Raw genomic sequence first — 14,084 nt, forward strand, 5'->3', positions numbered from 1 at the left:
GATGAAATGCGACCCCAACCAATTTCGCGCCGCACCGCCATCACTTGCCGTGAAACCACGCCTGATTCGCCAACTGTTCCTGCCACCGTTGATCATCGCCCTGATGATCGGCCTGGGTTACATCGGCTTCTGGATCAGCGAGTACTACGGCATTCGCACCCTTAGCGACACCGGCGAACGCCAGCTGGAGCTGCATGCCCGCACCGTCGAAAGTGAACTGAGCAAATACACTTACCTGCCCAGCCTCCTGGAGCTGGAATCCAGCGTATCCACGCTGTTGGCCGATCCCAACCAGGAAACCCGCAAAACCGTCAACGATTACCTCGAAGGCCTCAACCGACGCAGTCGCAGCCGCGCCATCTACGTGATGGACACCACCGGCCGCGTACTCGCCACCAGTAACTGGCGCGATGCCGACAGTTACCAAGGCGAAGACCTGTCCTTTCGCGCCTACTTCCAGAACGCCGTGCGCGGCCAGCCCGGACGTTTCTACGGCATCGGCAGCACCAATGGCGAACCCGGCTACTACCTGGCCCATGGCCTGGAAGAACACGGCAAAATCATCGGTGTCGCCGTGGTCAAAGTGCGCCTCGAAGCTCTGGAAGAACGCTGGCAACGCGCGCGCCTCGAAGCCTTCGTCAGCGACGAGAACGGCATCATCATCCTCTCCAGCGACCCGGCCCGCCGCCTCAAGGCCGTGCGCCCGCTGAGCGATGAAACCAAGGACCGCCTGGCCCACAGCCTGCAATATTACTGGGCGACGCTGAACGCGCTGGAGCCCCTGGCCCGCGAACGTCTCAACGAAGGCACCGAGAAACTGACCTTCCCGGCCAACAGCGAAGTGGTCAATGACGAGCACGCCGTCAGTTACCTGGCGCAAACCCGCCCGCTCAACGACACACCGTGGAATTTCACCCTGCTCACCCCGCTCAACGACCTGCGCCGCGCCGCCATCAACCAGGGCATCCTGGTGGCGGTGGCGTTTGGCCTGGTGGCGTTTTTGCTGATTGCCTGGAATGAACGGCGCAAGGTCATCGCTACCCGCCTCGCCGCGCGCGAAGCCCTGCAGGAAGCCAACAGCCAGCTGGAACGACGGATCGCCGAACGTACCGTCGACCTGCGCGCCAGCAACGAGCGGCTCAAGGGCCAGATTCGCGAACGACGCCAGGCCGAAGAAACCCTGCGCCGCGCCCAGGATGAACTGGTGCAGGCCGGCAAGCTGGCGGCCATCGGCCAGATGTCCACCAGCATCGCCCACGAACTGAACCAGCCGCTGGCGGCACTGCGCACCTTGTCCGGCAACACCGTGCGCTTCCTGGAGCGCGGCGCGCTGGACACCGCCAGCGCCAACCTCAAGACCATCAACGAACTGATCGACCGCATGGGCCGCATCACCGCCAGCCTGCGCTCCTTTGCAAGGCGCGGCGACGACCAGGGCGAAGCCAGCCTCGCCAAGGCCGTGGACGCCGCGTTCCAGGTACTCGGCGCACGCCTGGACAGCCTGCCGCTGACCCTGCACCGCGACTTTGCCCAGGCCCAGCTGCAAATTGACCAGACGCGCCTGGAGCAGATCCTGGTCAACCTGATCGGCAATGCCCTTGACGCCATGCAAGCCCAGCCGGCCCCCGAGCTGTGGCTGGACGGCAGCAGCGCCGACGGTAAATACCGCCTGCAGGTGCGCGACAATGGTCACGGCATCGACCCCGAGGCACGCAAACATTTGTTCGAACCGTTCTTCACCACCAAACCCGGCGAGCAAGGCCTGGGCCTGGGCCTTACCCTATCCGCCAGCCTGGCGGCGGCCACCGGCGGCAACCTCGCCGTGGAACACCCGGCCAGTGGCGGAACGGCCTTTGTCCTGTGCCTGCCCTTGGCGGGCGTTCAAAAAGCTGAGTCGACATGAATACAGACGCTACAGCCCTTAAAGATGACCTCACCGTACTGATCGTCGAAGACGACCCCCATGTGTTGCTCGGTTGCCAACAAGCCCTGGCCCTGGAAGATATTCCCAGCGTCGGCGTGGGCAGTGCCGAAGAGGCGTTGCAGCGCATCGGTGAGAACTTCGCCGGCATTGTGATCAGCGACATTCGCCTGCCGGGCATCGACGGCCTGGAGCTGCTCACCCGTCTCAAGGCCCTGGATAAAAGCCTGCCGGTGGTGCTGATCACCGGGCATGGCGATATCTCCATGGCGGTCGGCGCGATGCGCAATGGCGCCTACGATTTCATGGAAAAACCCTTCTCCCCGGAGCGCCTGGTGGACGTCGCACGCCGCGCCCTGGAGCAGCGCGGGCTGGCGCGGGAAGTCTGGTCGCTGCGCCGCCAACTGGCCGAGCGCGATTCCCTGGAAGGCCGCATCATCGGCCGCTCGCCGGCCATGCAGAACCTGCGCGAGTTGATCGCTAACGTCGCCGACACCTCGGCGAACGTATTGATCGAAGGCGAGACCGGCACCGGCAAGGAACTGGTTGCGCGCTGCCTGCATGATTTCAGCCGCCGCCATGCCCACCAGTTCGTCGCGCTGAACTGCGGCGGCCTGCCGGAAAACCTGTTCGAAAGCGAGATTTTCGGCCATGAAGCCAATGCCTTCACCGGCGCCGGCAAGCGTCGCATCGGCAAGATCGAGCATGCCCACGATGGCACGCTGTTTCTCGATGAAGTGGAAAGCATGCCGATCAACCTGCAGATCAAATTGCTGCGCGTCTTGCAGGAGCGCACCCTGGAACGCCTGGGCTCGAACCAGAGCGTGGCGGTGGATTGCCGTGTGATCGCCGCCACCAAGTCGGACCTTGACGAACTGAGCCGCGCCAGTCAGTTTCGCAGCGACCTGTACTACCGCCTCAACGTGGTGACCCTGGAACTGCCGCCCCTGCGCGAGCGCCGCGAAGACATCCTGCAATTGTTCGAACACTTCCTGCAGCAGTCGTCCCTGCGCTTCGACCGCGCGGTGCCGGAGCTGGACAACCAGACCCTGTCGAGCCTGATGAGCCACGACTGGCCGGGCAACGTGCGTGAGTTGCGCAACGTGGCCGAACGCTTCGCCCTTGGCCTGCCGGCCTTCAAGAAAAGCGGCGCCAGCAGTGGCAATCAAGGCCTGGCCTTCACCGAGGCGGTTGAAGCCTTCGAACGCAACCTGCTCAACGACGCCCTGCAACGCAGCGGCGGCAACCTGACCCAGGCCAGCCAGGAACTGGGGATGGCCAAGACCACCTTGTTCGACAAAGTCAAAAAATACGGGTTGAGTCACTGATGGATCTTTTCTTGAAGGCCGCTCTGGGCGCGGCGGTGGTGTTGATTCTGGCGGCGCTGGCCAAGACCAAAAACTACTACATCGCGGGGTTGGTGCCGCTGTTTCCGACCTTTGCGTTGATCGCCCACTACATCGTCGGCAAGGGCCGTTCGGTGGAGGATCTGAAAACCACGATACTGTTCGGGATGTGGTCGATCATTCCGTATTTCGTGTATCTGGCGACGTTGTATGTGGTGGTGGATCGGATGCGGTTGGAGGCGTCGTTAGCCGTGGCGGCGGTGGCCTGGTTGATGGCCGCGACCGTGCTGGTAAGCATCTGGGTACGCGTCCATACCTGACACAACACGGTCAAAAAATGTGGGAGCGGCGGTGCGACGATTCGACTTGCTCGCGAATGCGGTGTATCAGTCACTGGGATATTGACTGAGCCACCGCATTCGCGAGCAAGCCCGCTCCCACATTTGGATCTGCGTCTGCCAGAGAGGTCAGCGGACAATCTTGTCGACCTGGATGCCCAGCTTTTTCAGGCGATACCAAAAACTGCGCTCGGAAATCCCGATCTTCGCCGCCGCAGCGGCCTGCACCCCATTGCTCTCCTGCAACGCCGCGAGTATGTAGGCCTTCTCCACCTCCGCCAACGCCGCGTCCAAGTCCCGCGGAATGCCCGGCCCGTCGCTGAGGATTGCCGTCACGCCACCCTCGCTCGGTTTCGATGCAAACAAATACCCCGGCAAGTCGATATCCTCGATAACCGGCGAAGCCGCCACGATGGTCGCGCGCTCCACGCAGTTCTGCAGTTCGCGGATATTGCCCGGCCAGTGATACGCCGCCATGGCCTGCAACGCTTCGGCACTGAACCCGGTAATGCGTTTGCCGGCAGTGGTGCTCAGCGTGTGGGCGAAGTGCCGGGCCAGGGGCGCGATGTCTTCAACGCGTTCACGCAACGCTGGCAGCGGGATCGGGAACACATTGAGGCGGTAATACAGGTCTTCGCGAAATTCCTTGTTGGCCACCGCCTCCAATAGATTCTTGTTGGTGGCCGCGATCACCCGCACGTCGACCTTGCGCTCGCGCGGGTCGCCCACCGGTTCGATCACGCGTTCCTGCAACGCGCGCAGAATCTTGGCTTGCAGGGCCAGCGGCATATCGCCCACTTCATCGAGAAACAACGTGCCCTTGTCGGCCTGCTGGAAGCGCCCTACCCGGTCGGCCACGGCGCCGGTAAACGCGCCTTTGCGATGGCCGAACATTTCGCTTTCCAGCAACCCTTCGGGGATGGCCGCGCAGTTGACCGCCACGAACGGTTTGTCGGCACGGCTGCCGTGCTTGTGGATGGCGCGGGCGACCATTTCCTTGCCGGTGCCGCTTTCGCCGGTCAGCAGAATGGTCGCGCTGCTGTCGCGCACCGAGTCCACCGCTTGCAGCACTTTGCGAAACGCCGGGCTGTCGCCGACCAGGCTGTCCAATTGCGCGTGTTCATCCAGCTCGGCACGCAGGCGTGCGTTGTCGCGCATGATGTCGCGAAACTGCAGGGCCTTGGCCACGGTGATGTCCAGTTCGTCGATGTCGAACGGCTTGGCGATGTAGTCGTAGGCACCATTGCGCATCGACTGCACGGCGTTTTTCACCGTGCTGTAGGCGGTCATCACGATCACCGGCACGTGCGGGTAGCGCAGCTTGATTTCGGCCAACAGCGCCGGCCCGTCCATGCCCGGCATGCGCCAGTCACTGATCACCAGGTCGATGTCTTCCCCTTCCAGCACTTTGAGCGCGTGCAGACCATTGCCGGCGATAAACACCTGCACATCGTTCTGGCCCAGGGCCGACGCCAGCAGGTCGCAGAGCTTGGGTTCGTCGTCGACCACCAGAATGTTATGCGTCATGACTGTCCCCGTCGTCTTCGCCTATGGCCGGAATGTACAGGCTGAACGTGGCGCCGGCATCCTTCTCACTGGCGCATTCGATGCTGGCGTCGTGACTTTCCATGATCGAATAGACTTTGGCCAGGCCCAGGCCGGTGCCGGAAGCCTTGGTGGTGACAAAGGGTGTGAAGATACGCTCGATCATTTGCGCTTCAATACCCTGGCCGGTGTCGGCAATGCTGATCACCGTATGCTCGCCCGCCGTGCGGATGCCTAACGTCAGGCGCCCGCCTTCGGGCATCGCGTCGATGGCATTAAGAATCAGGTTGAGGCACGCCTGCTTGAGCTGCTTGGCATCCGCATAGAGGGTCGCGCCCGGCGCCTGGTCATCGATCTGTGCATCGATGTTATGGGAGGCCAGTTCCGGGCCGCAGAAGCCGAGGATTTCTTCCACCAGGGCGCGCGCAGGCAGCACGACGCGCAACGGCGGGTTGGGCTTGGCGAAGTCGAGGAACTCGGTGATCAGGTCGTTGATGCGGCTGACTTCACTGATCACGTATTCCAGGTGACGCTTGTCGGTGTCCGCCAGGTCGGCCCGGCGGTGCAGCAACTGGGTCGCCGTCTTGATGATCCCCAGCGGGTTGCGGATTTCGTGGGCCAGGCCCATGGCGACTTCACCCAGGGCGTGCAGGCGATCACGCCGACGCAACTGGGCTTCAAGCTGATGCAACTCGCCCAGGCGCTCGGTCATATGGTTGAAGGTGCTGCTCAATTGCGCCAGCTCGTCGCCACCGCTGACCACCACGCGGTGCGCATAGTCGCCGGCAATCACCGCGCCGACGCCCTGGGAAAGATCCCGCAGCGGCTGGGTCAGGCGCCGCGACACCAAAACCCCCGCCGCCAGCGACAGCGCCGAGCTGAGCAGGAAGATCAGCACGAACAGATTGCTCTGGTTCACCAGCCCGACCAGGCTGGTGTGGCGCAGCAGTCCGCTGAAAATCACGCCTTGCAGCTCGCCCGCATCGTTGAAGATCGGCCAGTACAAACCGCTGTAGTTGTTGGTGAACTGTTCGCTGGGCTGCTTGGTGCTGCGCATCGCGGTTTCGACGTTCTTGGGGATGCGCGAGGGGTGGTCCTCGAAGCGCTGGGTCGAGAATATTTCGGAGAAACCGTCGGGGTTGGCCAGGTACAGGCGCAGGTCCAGGGAATGCACATCCGCCACACTGGTGAGGAAACTGCTGTCCAGGTAAGTCCCCACCAGCAGCAGATAATCGACGCCGTCCTGGCTGGTTTCGAAGGTCGAGACCACAATGCCGGTGGACGCGCCGCCTACCTGCACCGTCTGCAACACCGTGTTCCTGGTCAGGCTGATCTGCTTGACGATGTCATCGGCGGCGGTGCTGAACACCAGTTTGTGGTCACTGAGGCGGATCAGCGCCACCACGTCGATATCGGTGGCGTCGGCAATGTCGGCGGTCAACCGGTCGTGCCGGGCGGCCTGCCGGCTCGAAGGCGGGCTGGTGTAGCGCAGGAACAGTTTGGCCATGCGCGCGTTGTCGTGAAGTATGTCGCCGATCTCATCCTTGACGATCTTGGTCGACTCCTGAAGCCAGATGCGCACGTTGCTGTCAAAGATCTGCGACAGCGTGGTGGCGGCCAGCTCCGCGGCGATCATGGTGGGGATCACGCTGACCAACCAGAACGCCAGCACCAGCTTGCGCTGGACGCTCCAGCGCGAAATGGCAAAGGGGCGGGCTTTCTGGCGGGTCTTGGTGATCATCAGGTTTCGCTTATCGCAGCAGCCATGGCAGGGTCGGAACGATCCGGTCGAATAAACAGTTTTACGAGCATGAGCAGGCCGTTGACCAGCCGGTTGCGATGGCGAAAAAACACACTGTTGCCCTGGAACTCGCAACCCAGGCGCAGCTTACTGGCATACCCGGCCTGCCCGCACTCATACCGCGAAATATTGTGTTGAATACAATAGTCGACGTTGGTCAGCCAGCTGCGAAAGTAGAGGTTGTAGTCGCGGCTGAATTCCTCGTCATGCCCGAAAAACTTGTCCACCAGCCGGTGCTCGTCGACCAGCATCAGATTGAACGCTACCAACCGCTCGCCCACCCAGTAGAGCACACAGACCGCGCGCTCATCGAGGCGTTCGAGCACCCCGGTGAAGTAGCCGACGGGCAGCCGCTCGAACTGCAGCTCGGCGCGTGCCAGCGTGGCTTCGTACAGGCGCATGACCTCGGGCAGCACATCGTCGATCGTGCGCCGCCACTCTACCCGCGGCCCCGGCGCACGCAGTTTGCGGCGCAGGTCCTTGCGGGTGGATTTGCCCAGCGAGCCCAGGTAGGCGTCTACCGAGCCATAAGGCAGCGGCAGCACGCCCGTGGGCAAGCTCGGCATGCTTTGCAAGCCCGCCGCCCGGCAACTCTGGCGCCAATGCGGGTCTTTGCTCGGCGCGTCCTTGACCGCCAGCAGGCCGATACCAAAGTCGTCGGCATCCCGGCGAGCGGCTTGCAGCAGGTGCATGAGCAACTGCGGACGCAGTGTCTGCGGCACGCCACTGGCGAAACCGGCATCGCAACGTTCGGCCACCGGGGAACCGAGCGCGTACAAGCCAAGTTGCAGCAACCCCGGCCACAGCCGTTCGACACCCTCGGTCAAGCGCTTGCCGGCGCCCGACACCGTGGTGTCGAGACGATAATGGGTGATGAACGCGGCGGCCACCGCCACCAGCGTTCCATCCTTGTAGACCGCCAGGTAGCGCCACTGGAAATCATCGATGGCGGCGTTTTCCACAGCGACGTAATAGTCCCAGTCTTCCAGCGCACCCGGGAAACAGTCGTTCCAGGCGCTGCGCTGGATGGCCCGGATGGTCGGGAAGGCTTGGGTGGTGATCACATCGTTTCCCTATCTTTGACCGAGGGTTTGAGCGGGCTTGTTGTGGCGAGCGGGCTTGCCCCGCGTTGGGCTGCGAAGCAGCCCCATCACTGACACTGCATCCTTCCAGTTAGAACTGCGGTGTCTGGGTTTGGGGCGGCTTCGCCACCCAACGCGGGGCAAGCCCGCTCGCCACAGGAGGCCCGCTTGCCACAGCCAAAGGGGGTACTGTGTTGCTCGATGAAGCCAGCGCTTAGCTCGATCACCCGACGGTATTGCAGGTCGACCGTGATCATGTGGTAGCAATTATCCAGCAAGATCTTGGTCACCGGCCCGCCGAGATGGCGCTCCACGTAGTCGGCGTTCCAGCGGCTGGTGATGTCGTCCTCGATGGCGTGCAGCACCAGCGCCGGTACGTTGATTGATGGCATGCGTTTCCTGACCTCGGCATTCATCCAATGCAATTCACGCACGGTCACGCCCTCCATCGTCAACAAGCCCGCTTCGCTGCTTTCGCCTTCTTTCATCTGCCGTTCAACGATGGCGCGCAGGCGTTCGTTCTTGATGCCGTAGGGCGGTTTTTCGGTGAAACGGAACAGGCGCACGCCAAACGGAATGCGGATCAACAAGGGCGTGATGAACGCCATTTTGCTGATGCTCCAGCCGTCGTACTTGAGCGTGGTGGAATACATCAGCAAGCCGGCGACCTGGCCCGGATGCTCCGAGGCCAGGTACATCGACATCACCGCCCCCATGGACAAGCCGCCGACAAACACCTGCGCGTGGCGCTGCTTGACGCCCACGAACGTCTTGCGCACGCCTTCGTACCAGTCGCGCCAGCCGGTGGCCTGCAGGTCGCTGTTATCCCCGCAGTGCCCGGCCAGGGTGGGCACGTACACCGTGCAATTGCCCGCCTTGGCCAGGCCCCGGGCGACCTGGCGCAATTCCGTCGGGGTGCCGGTCAGGCCATGGATCAACAGAATCCCGACCGGACCGTCACCGAGAACGAAGCCGGCGTCACCTTCACCGAGGTCGATCTCTGCCTGGCTCATCGGTTGGTCGCCCGCACCAGCAATTGCTCAAGCAGCTTCAGGCCCAGCTCGATTTCCGGGTAGCTGATCTCCAGGGACGGTGCCAGGGTGATCACGTTCTTGTAGTAACCGCCCACGTCGAGGATCAGGCCGAGTTTGCGTCCATCCACCACCATATCGCCCTTCATGCCTTCCTCGACCATGTAGTCCAGGGTCGCCTTGTCCGGGGTGAAGCCGTCCGGGCCGCAGATTTCGCAGCGCAGGGCCAGGCCCAGGCCGTCGACGTCGCCGATGATCGGGAAACGTTTCTGCAGGTCTTGCAGGCCTTCGAGGAAGAACTTGCCCTTGGCCATGACCATCGCGCCGTAGTCGACCTCGTTAGTCATCTTGAACATTTCCAGGCCCACCGCCGTGCCCAACGGGTTGGAGGCGAAGGTGGAGTGGGTCGAGCCTGGCGGGAAAATCTTCGGGTTGATCAGCTCTTCGCGCGCCCAGATGCCGCCCAATGGGTTGAGGCCGTTGGTCAGCGCCTTGCCGAACACGATCACGTCCGGCTGCACGTCGAAGTGCTCGATCGACCACAGTTTGCCGGTGCGGTAGAAGCCCATCTGGATTTCGTCGCTGACCATCAAAATACCGTGCTGGTCGAGGACGTGCTTGAGCTCGCGGTAGAAGTTCATCGGCGGGATCACGTAGCCGCCGGTGCCCTGGATCGGCTCGACGTAGAACGCGGCATACTCGCTCTGGCCGACCTTCGGGTCCCACACACCGTTGTATTCGGTCTCGAACAGGCGCGCGAACTGCTGCACGCAATGGCTGCCGTACTCTTCCTTGGTCATGCCTTTGGGGCCACGGAAGTGATACGGGAACGGGATGAACTGCGCGCGCTCGCCGAAATGGCCGTAGCGGCGACGGTAGCGGTAGCTGGAAGTGATCGACGAGGCGCCGAGCGTACGCCCGTGGTAGCCGCCTTCGAAGGCGAACATCAGGCTCTTGCCGTTGGTGGCGTTACGCACCACTTTCAGGGAGTCTTCGATGGACTGCGAACCGCCGACGTTGAAGTGCACGCGACCGTCGAGGCCGAACTTGTTCTTGGCGTCGACCGCGATCATTTCCGACAGCTCGATCTTGCCCTTGTGCAGGTACTGGCTGGCGATCTGCGGCAGGGTGTCGATCTGTTGTTTCAGCGCGTTGTTCAGGCGTGGGTTGGCGTAGCCGAAGTTGACGGCCGAGTACCACATTTGCAGGTCGAGGTAGGCCTGGTCTTCGGTGTCCCACACATAGGAGCCTTCGCAGCGGCTGAAAATGCGCGGCGGCTCGATGTAGTGGACGGTGTCGCCGTAGGAGCAGTATTTGGCTTCTTTATCCAGGAGGATCTGGTCTTCGGCGGAAGCGATTCGGATATCAGACATGGTGGAAGAGTTCCTGATGTTCAACAAAGGAGGCGGCGTTGGCAGCGATGCCTTGCGGCAGTTGCGCAAGCAACGCCGGCACTTGAGCAAAGCTGTCGAAACGCGCGTGGGGGATCTGGTGGGCGACGCAGTAGTCGGCGAGGCTGCCCTTGGCGAACACGAAATCGGCGGTGGACGCCACGCACATGTCGGACTTGCCGTCGCCGATCACCAGCACGCGTCTGTCATGCGGGGTGGATTTGCACTTGCAGTTGCCGGAGGCGGCGCGGCAGGCGTCGCTGGCGTAGGGGAAATCGATGCGCCAACTGTTCTGGTCGACCTGGCGCAGGCGGTTGGCGAGGATCGGCAGCAAGGTCACGTAGTGGCGTGACAGGATCCGCGCGATGCCCTGCTCGATGCCATCGCTGACCACTTCGATGGACGCGCCCAGGCCCATCACGTGATCGACGAAGTCCGGGAAGTCCGGATCGATCTCGACGCTGTCGAAATACGCCAGCAGTTCGGCGGGGGTGGCCTTGATCAGCGCCAGTTGGCGGCTCAGGCATTCGCGTGAACCGATATGCCCATCCAGCCATTGCTGTTCGATGGTTTCCCATTCGGGCCCGGCGAAACGCTGGAGGACGTTGTCGATGACATCGGTGGGGGTAATGGTCCCGTCGAAGTCGCACACGATATGCCAGTCAATCATTGTGGTTACCTTGATGGAGTGCGCTGTCTGCGCTTGCACCAGGGGTAGAGCAGGGACTGTGCCAATTGGCCAACGCCCAGCGGGGCTGGGCGTGCGGCCGCATGCGTGGGGTGGGAGCTACAATTTTTGTAGCTTGCTACAAACAAGATGAGTGCTTGCGTGGGCATGCCGGTCTGCGCGTTCATGCGCGTGTATTCATTTTCAGGAGCCGTGACCATGTCCAGGATCACATGCGCTGCATTCGCCGGTTTACTCAGCCTCGGCGCGCACGCCGCAGGCATCACCGGTGACGTCGGCGCAGGCGTCAGCTACCAGCCCCATGACCCGACCGGCAGCCGCTACGAAACCCGGCCCGTGCCGTATCTGGACCTGGACTGGGGCGATGTCAGCCTGGACACCGACGACGGCTTGACCTGGAGCGCCCTGCACACCCACGGCTTCAGCGCCGGCCCTTACATCAATTACTTGCAGGGGCGCACCTCCAACGGATCGCTGCAGGGGCTGCGCAATGTGTCGGACATGGCTGAGGTAGGCGGTTTTGTGCAATACGCGCCGGCTGACTTCTGGCGGGTCTACGCGCAACTGGGCCAGGCCGTGGGCGGCGGGCATTCGCAAAGTGGCGCGCTCGGCAAGGTCGGGGGTGAGCTGGGTTACCCACTGGGCGGCGGGGTTATCGGCAACAGCGGCCTGGTGGCGCATTTCGCCGATGCGCGCCAGACCCAGACGTATTTCGGGGTGGATGACAGCGAAGCCGCAGCCACCGGATTCAAGGCTTACAACGCCAGCGGCGGTTTTCAGAACGTTACGCTGAGCCAGAGTTTCCAGTTCCCGCTGGCGCCCAATTGGTCGCTGTTGACCAGTGCGAGCTGGGTGCACCTGGTGGGCTCGGCGGCGGAAAGCAGCATCGTCAGGCAGACCGGCGATGTGAACCAGGGCCAGGTGCAGACGGCGATCAGTTACACCTTCAACTGATACACACTGATTAAAACTGTGGGAGCGGGCTTGCTCGCGAATGCGGTGGGTCAGTGACGTATGTATCGACTGAAACACCGCTTTCGCGAGCAAGTCGAATCGTCGCACCGCCGCTCCCACATTTGGACCCCATTTCATAGCGACATTTCAGTGTTCTTCGCCCTCAGCCAACAGGGCGATCCCACCGATAATCACCACCACCCCCACCCAATGCAACGGGCTGATATGTTCCCCCAGCCCCAGCCACGAACCGAGCAGCACCGCCACGAACACCAGCGAACTCAGCGGAAACGCCAGGGACAAGCTGCTGCGCCGCAGGATCAGCATCCACACGAAAAACGCGCCGATGTAGCAGGCAATCGCCGCCAGGATCCCCGGGTTGCGGGCCACCTCGCCCAGCCACAGCCAGTTGAAATCCATCTGCCCCAGTTGGTCCCCGGCCACTTTGGTGAACAATTGCCCGGCGCTTTCGGTACAGATCAACAAGGCCCACAGCACCAGCGTGCCGATACGCCCATGCAGCCACGTATGCGCATTCATGCCTGCCCCCCGGCAATCGCCACCAGCATCACACCCAGGGTAATCACCAGCGTGCCCAGCCAACGGCGGCGGCTGACGGTTTCCCCCAGCACCACCTTGCCCGCCAGCACCACCCCGCAATACGCCAGCGCGGCCGCCGGAAACAGCAAGCTCAACGGCGCGCGGGACAAGGCTTCAAGCCAGACGAAAAACTCGATCACATACGCGCCGATCCCGGCCCACAACAGCGGCGCGTTGAACACTTGGCCCCAGAACGCATTCAGGCGAAAACCGCCCTCCAACTCGGGCAAACGGTCCAGGCCGAGCTTGAAACACAGCTGGCCGATCACATCGAGCACGATGGAAAACCCCACCAGCCACACCACGGTCAACGTCACGGGAACAGCTCCTCAAACAGGTCGATCAGAGCTTCATTGGTCACGGCGTTGCGCTGCAGGTCCGCCGGGCTCCAGCGCTCGGCCGGCGGCTGGTCTGACTTGGCTTCCCAACGCTTGAAAGCGTTGCTGAACGCCGGCGTAGCGAACTCGCCGCACACGTCGATGCCGATGATGCGTTTGCGCGCGGCCAAGGCCCGCAGGGCTTGCAGCAAGTGCGCCAGGCGCATGCCGCCCTGGTCCCAGTTGGTGGCCGCGTCTTGGCTGGCGAGCACATCTTTGTCAAGGGTGATCCAGATCGCCTCGGTGGGCAGGCTGTCGATCATTTGCTCAAGGAACGCCGCCCAGTCCAGCTCGGCCAGGTTGCGCCAGTGCAGGTGGTTTTCCTGCTGTCGATGGCCGGCGCCGTCCCCTACCCGCCCCCAGACTTTCGAGGGCGGATGCTGCCAGGGAAACAGCTGCAACTGCCCGCGCTTGAGGGCGCCGAGGTTACCGCCGCGCAGCTGCGGGTTATGCAGGTCGTCGCTGCACGGGCCGAGGGTGACGATGCGTTTGATCGCCGGCATTTTCAATGCACGGTTAACCCACGAACCACAGTGACGCTTGGGCGCAAAACGTACCCAGTCGGGGTGATTGTCGAAGTGGATCAGGCTGATGGGTTCTTTCAAGTCGGCGAGAAACGCCGGCGTGAGGTGGTGATAGTCACCGGAGCCGACAAACAGGATTTCCGGCCGCGCATCCGTCGGCCGGGGCCTCTGGGCCAGGCGCTGGGTGAAGCGCTTCCAGGTTTTTTCGGTGGACCACAGGCGCAGTTTCGGGCCCAGGTCCAGCAGGTCGACGCGCGTGGCCCGCCCGCTTGCCAAACGCCGGGCGATCGGCGCCTGAGCGGTGAGGCTGTGGTCGAGGTCAAGAATGTTCAAGGCAGTGTTCCCCCTAAGGCTTCAGGGGGTCAATGCAAGGGCCGGGCCAGCAGATCTTTTGAAGACAGTGACTAACCAATGTGGGAGCGGGCTTGCTCGCGAATGCGGTGGGTCAGTCAGCACATGTATTGGCTGACCCACCGCATTCGCGAG

Annotated in this window: 13 protein-coding genes; 4 read left to right on the forward strand and 9 right to left on the reverse strand. The window is 62.7% G+C overall.

Going from position 1 to position 14,084, the window contains the following annotated elements; translation table 11 throughout:
- The first annotated feature begins 1 nt into the window (after position 1).
- Genes H0Z09_RS16670 through H0Z09_RS16680 form a run of 3 tightly spaced genes read left to right on the forward strand, consistent with a single transcriptional unit; the run spans position 2 to position 3,587 of the window.
- A complete protein-coding gene (locus tag H0Z09_RS16670) occupies positions 2-1,903 on the forward strand; it encodes a sensor histidine kinase (RefSeq protein WP_186691501.1) in 1,902 nt (633 codons plus the stop codon).
- Positions 1,900-3,249: a sigma-54 dependent transcriptional regulator gene (locus H0Z09_RS16675; protein ID WP_273017313.1), complete on the forward strand. Its 1,350-nt coding sequence runs from the start codon at positions 1,900-1,902 to the stop codon at positions 3,247-3,249. Before H0Z09_RS16670 ends, H0Z09_RS16675 begins: the two co-directional genes overlap by 4 nt.
- Positions 3,249-3,587, forward strand: coding sequence for a GlpM family protein (locus H0Z09_RS16680; RefSeq protein ID WP_076951392.1), 339 nt, complete (start codon positions 3,249-3,251; stop codon positions 3,585-3,587). The genes H0Z09_RS16675 and H0Z09_RS16680 overlap by 1 nt, the downstream gene beginning before the upstream one ends.
- Positions 3,588-3,734: 147 nt before the next feature.
- Here the strand turns inward: H0Z09_RS16680 and H0Z09_RS16685 are convergent, their stop codons facing one another.
- The 6 genes from H0Z09_RS16685 to H0Z09_RS16710 form a co-directional block, all read right to left on the reverse strand.
- The gene (locus H0Z09_RS16685) at positions 3,735-5,132 is read right to left on the reverse strand and encodes a sigma-54 dependent transcriptional regulator (RefSeq protein WP_186691502.1); all 1,398 of its coding nucleotides are present in this window, start codon (positions 5,130-5,132) and stop codon (positions 3,735-3,737) included.
- On the reverse strand, positions 5,122-6,891 hold the full coding sequence (locus H0Z09_RS16690) for a HAMP domain-containing sensor histidine kinase (protein WP_186691503.1): 1,770 nt from the start codon (positions 6,889-6,891) through the stop codon (positions 5,122-5,124). Before H0Z09_RS16690 ends, H0Z09_RS16685 begins: the two co-directional genes overlap by 11 nt.
- Complete coding sequence (locus H0Z09_RS16695; RefSeq protein WP_186691504.1) at positions 6,891-8,015, reverse strand: GNAT family N-acetyltransferase; 1,125 nt, start codon at positions 8,013-8,015, stop codon at positions 6,891-6,893. Before H0Z09_RS16695 ends, H0Z09_RS16690 begins: the two co-directional genes overlap by 1 nt.
- An 86-nt stretch (positions 8,016-8,101) precedes the next feature.
- On the reverse strand, positions 8,102-9,046 hold the full coding sequence (locus tag H0Z09_RS16700; protein ID WP_186691505.1) for an alpha/beta fold hydrolase: 945 nt from the start codon (positions 9,044-9,046) through the stop codon (positions 8,102-8,104).
- A complete protein-coding gene (locus H0Z09_RS16705) occupies positions 9,043-10,437 on the reverse strand; it encodes an aminotransferase class III-fold pyridoxal phosphate-dependent enzyme (protein WP_186691506.1) in 1,395 nt (464 codons plus the stop codon). The genes H0Z09_RS16700 and H0Z09_RS16705 overlap by 4 nt, the downstream gene beginning before the upstream one ends.
- On the reverse strand, positions 10,430-11,125 hold the full coding sequence (locus tag H0Z09_RS16710) for an MtnX-like HAD-IB family phosphatase (RefSeq protein ID WP_186691507.1): 696 nt from the start codon (positions 11,123-11,125) through the stop codon (positions 10,430-10,432). The genes H0Z09_RS16705 and H0Z09_RS16710 overlap by 8 nt, the downstream gene beginning before the upstream one ends.
- Positions 11,126-11,341: 216 nt before the next feature.
- Here H0Z09_RS16710 and H0Z09_RS16715 point away from each other — a divergent pair, with 216 nt between their 5' ends.
- Complete coding sequence (locus tag H0Z09_RS16715) at positions 11,342-12,097, forward strand: MipA/OmpV family protein (protein ID WP_186691508.1); 756 nt, start codon at positions 11,342-11,344, stop codon at positions 12,095-12,097.
- A gap of 147 nt (positions 12,098-12,244) precedes the next feature.
- Here H0Z09_RS16715 and H0Z09_RS16720 read toward each other — a convergent pair whose 3' ends face one another.
- From H0Z09_RS16720 to H0Z09_RS16730, 3 genes are read right to left on the reverse strand one after another with little or no spacing between them, the layout of a single operon-like run.
- Positions 12,245-12,637, reverse strand: coding sequence for an EamA family transporter (locus H0Z09_RS16720; RefSeq protein ID WP_186691509.1), 393 nt, complete (start codon positions 12,635-12,637; stop codon positions 12,245-12,247).
- Entirely contained in the window at positions 12,634-13,014 is a 381-nt protein-coding gene (locus H0Z09_RS16725; RefSeq protein WP_186691510.1) for a transporter, read from the reverse strand. The genes H0Z09_RS16720 and H0Z09_RS16725 overlap by 4 nt, the downstream gene beginning before the upstream one ends.
- A complete protein-coding gene (locus tag H0Z09_RS16730) occupies positions 13,011-13,931 on the reverse strand; it encodes an arginase (protein ID WP_186691511.1) in 921 nt (306 codons plus the stop codon). Before H0Z09_RS16730 ends, H0Z09_RS16725 begins: the two co-directional genes overlap by 4 nt.
- Positions 13,932-14,084 lie beyond the last annotated feature (153 nt).

Origin of the sequence: Pseudomonas sp. SWRI18, assembly GCF_014268345.1 — a bacterium.
In the GTDB taxonomy this organism is placed as follows: domain Bacteria; phylum Pseudomonadota; class Gammaproteobacteria; order Pseudomonadales; family Pseudomonadaceae; genus Aquipseudomonas; species Aquipseudomonas cedrina.

Bases quoted from the DNA above. Each gene is read 5' to 3' on its own strand.
- H0Z09_RS16715 (WP_186691508.1), top strand. From the start codon at position 11,342: ATGTCCAGGATCACATGCGCTGCATTCGCCGGTTTACTCAGCCTCGGC.
- H0Z09_RS16670 (WP_186691501.1), top strand. From the start codon at position 2: ATGAAATGCGACCCCAACCAATTTCGCGCCGCACCGCCATCACTTGCC.
- H0Z09_RS16675 (WP_273017313.1), top strand. From the start codon at position 1,900: ATGAATACAGACGCTACAGCCCTTAAAGATGACCTCACCGTACTGATC.
- H0Z09_RS16680 (WP_076951392.1), top strand. From the start codon at position 3,249: ATGGATCTTTTCTTGAAGGCCGCTCTGGGCGCGGCGGTGGTGTTGATT.
- H0Z09_RS16700 (WP_186691505.1), bottom strand. From the start codon at position 9,046: ATGAGCCAGGCAGAGATCGACCTCGGTGAAGGTGACGCCGGCTTCGTT.
- H0Z09_RS16710 (WP_186691507.1), bottom strand. From the start codon at position 11,125: ATGATTGACTGGCATATCGTGTGCGACTTCGACGGGACCATTACCCCC.
- H0Z09_RS16690 (WP_186691503.1), bottom strand. From the start codon at position 6,891: ATGATCACCAAGACCCGCCAGAAAGCCCGCCCCTTTGCCATTTCGCGC.
- H0Z09_RS16720 (WP_186691509.1), bottom strand. From the start codon at position 12,637: ATGAATGCGCATACGTGGCTGCATGGGCGTATCGGCACGCTGGTGCTG.
- H0Z09_RS16685 (WP_186691502.1), bottom strand. From the start codon at position 5,132: ATGACGCATAACATTCTGGTGGTCGACGACGAACCCAAGCTCTGCGAC.
- H0Z09_RS16705 (WP_186691506.1), bottom strand. From the start codon at position 10,437: ATGTCTGATATCCGAATCGCTTCCGCCGAAGACCAGATCCTCCTGGAT.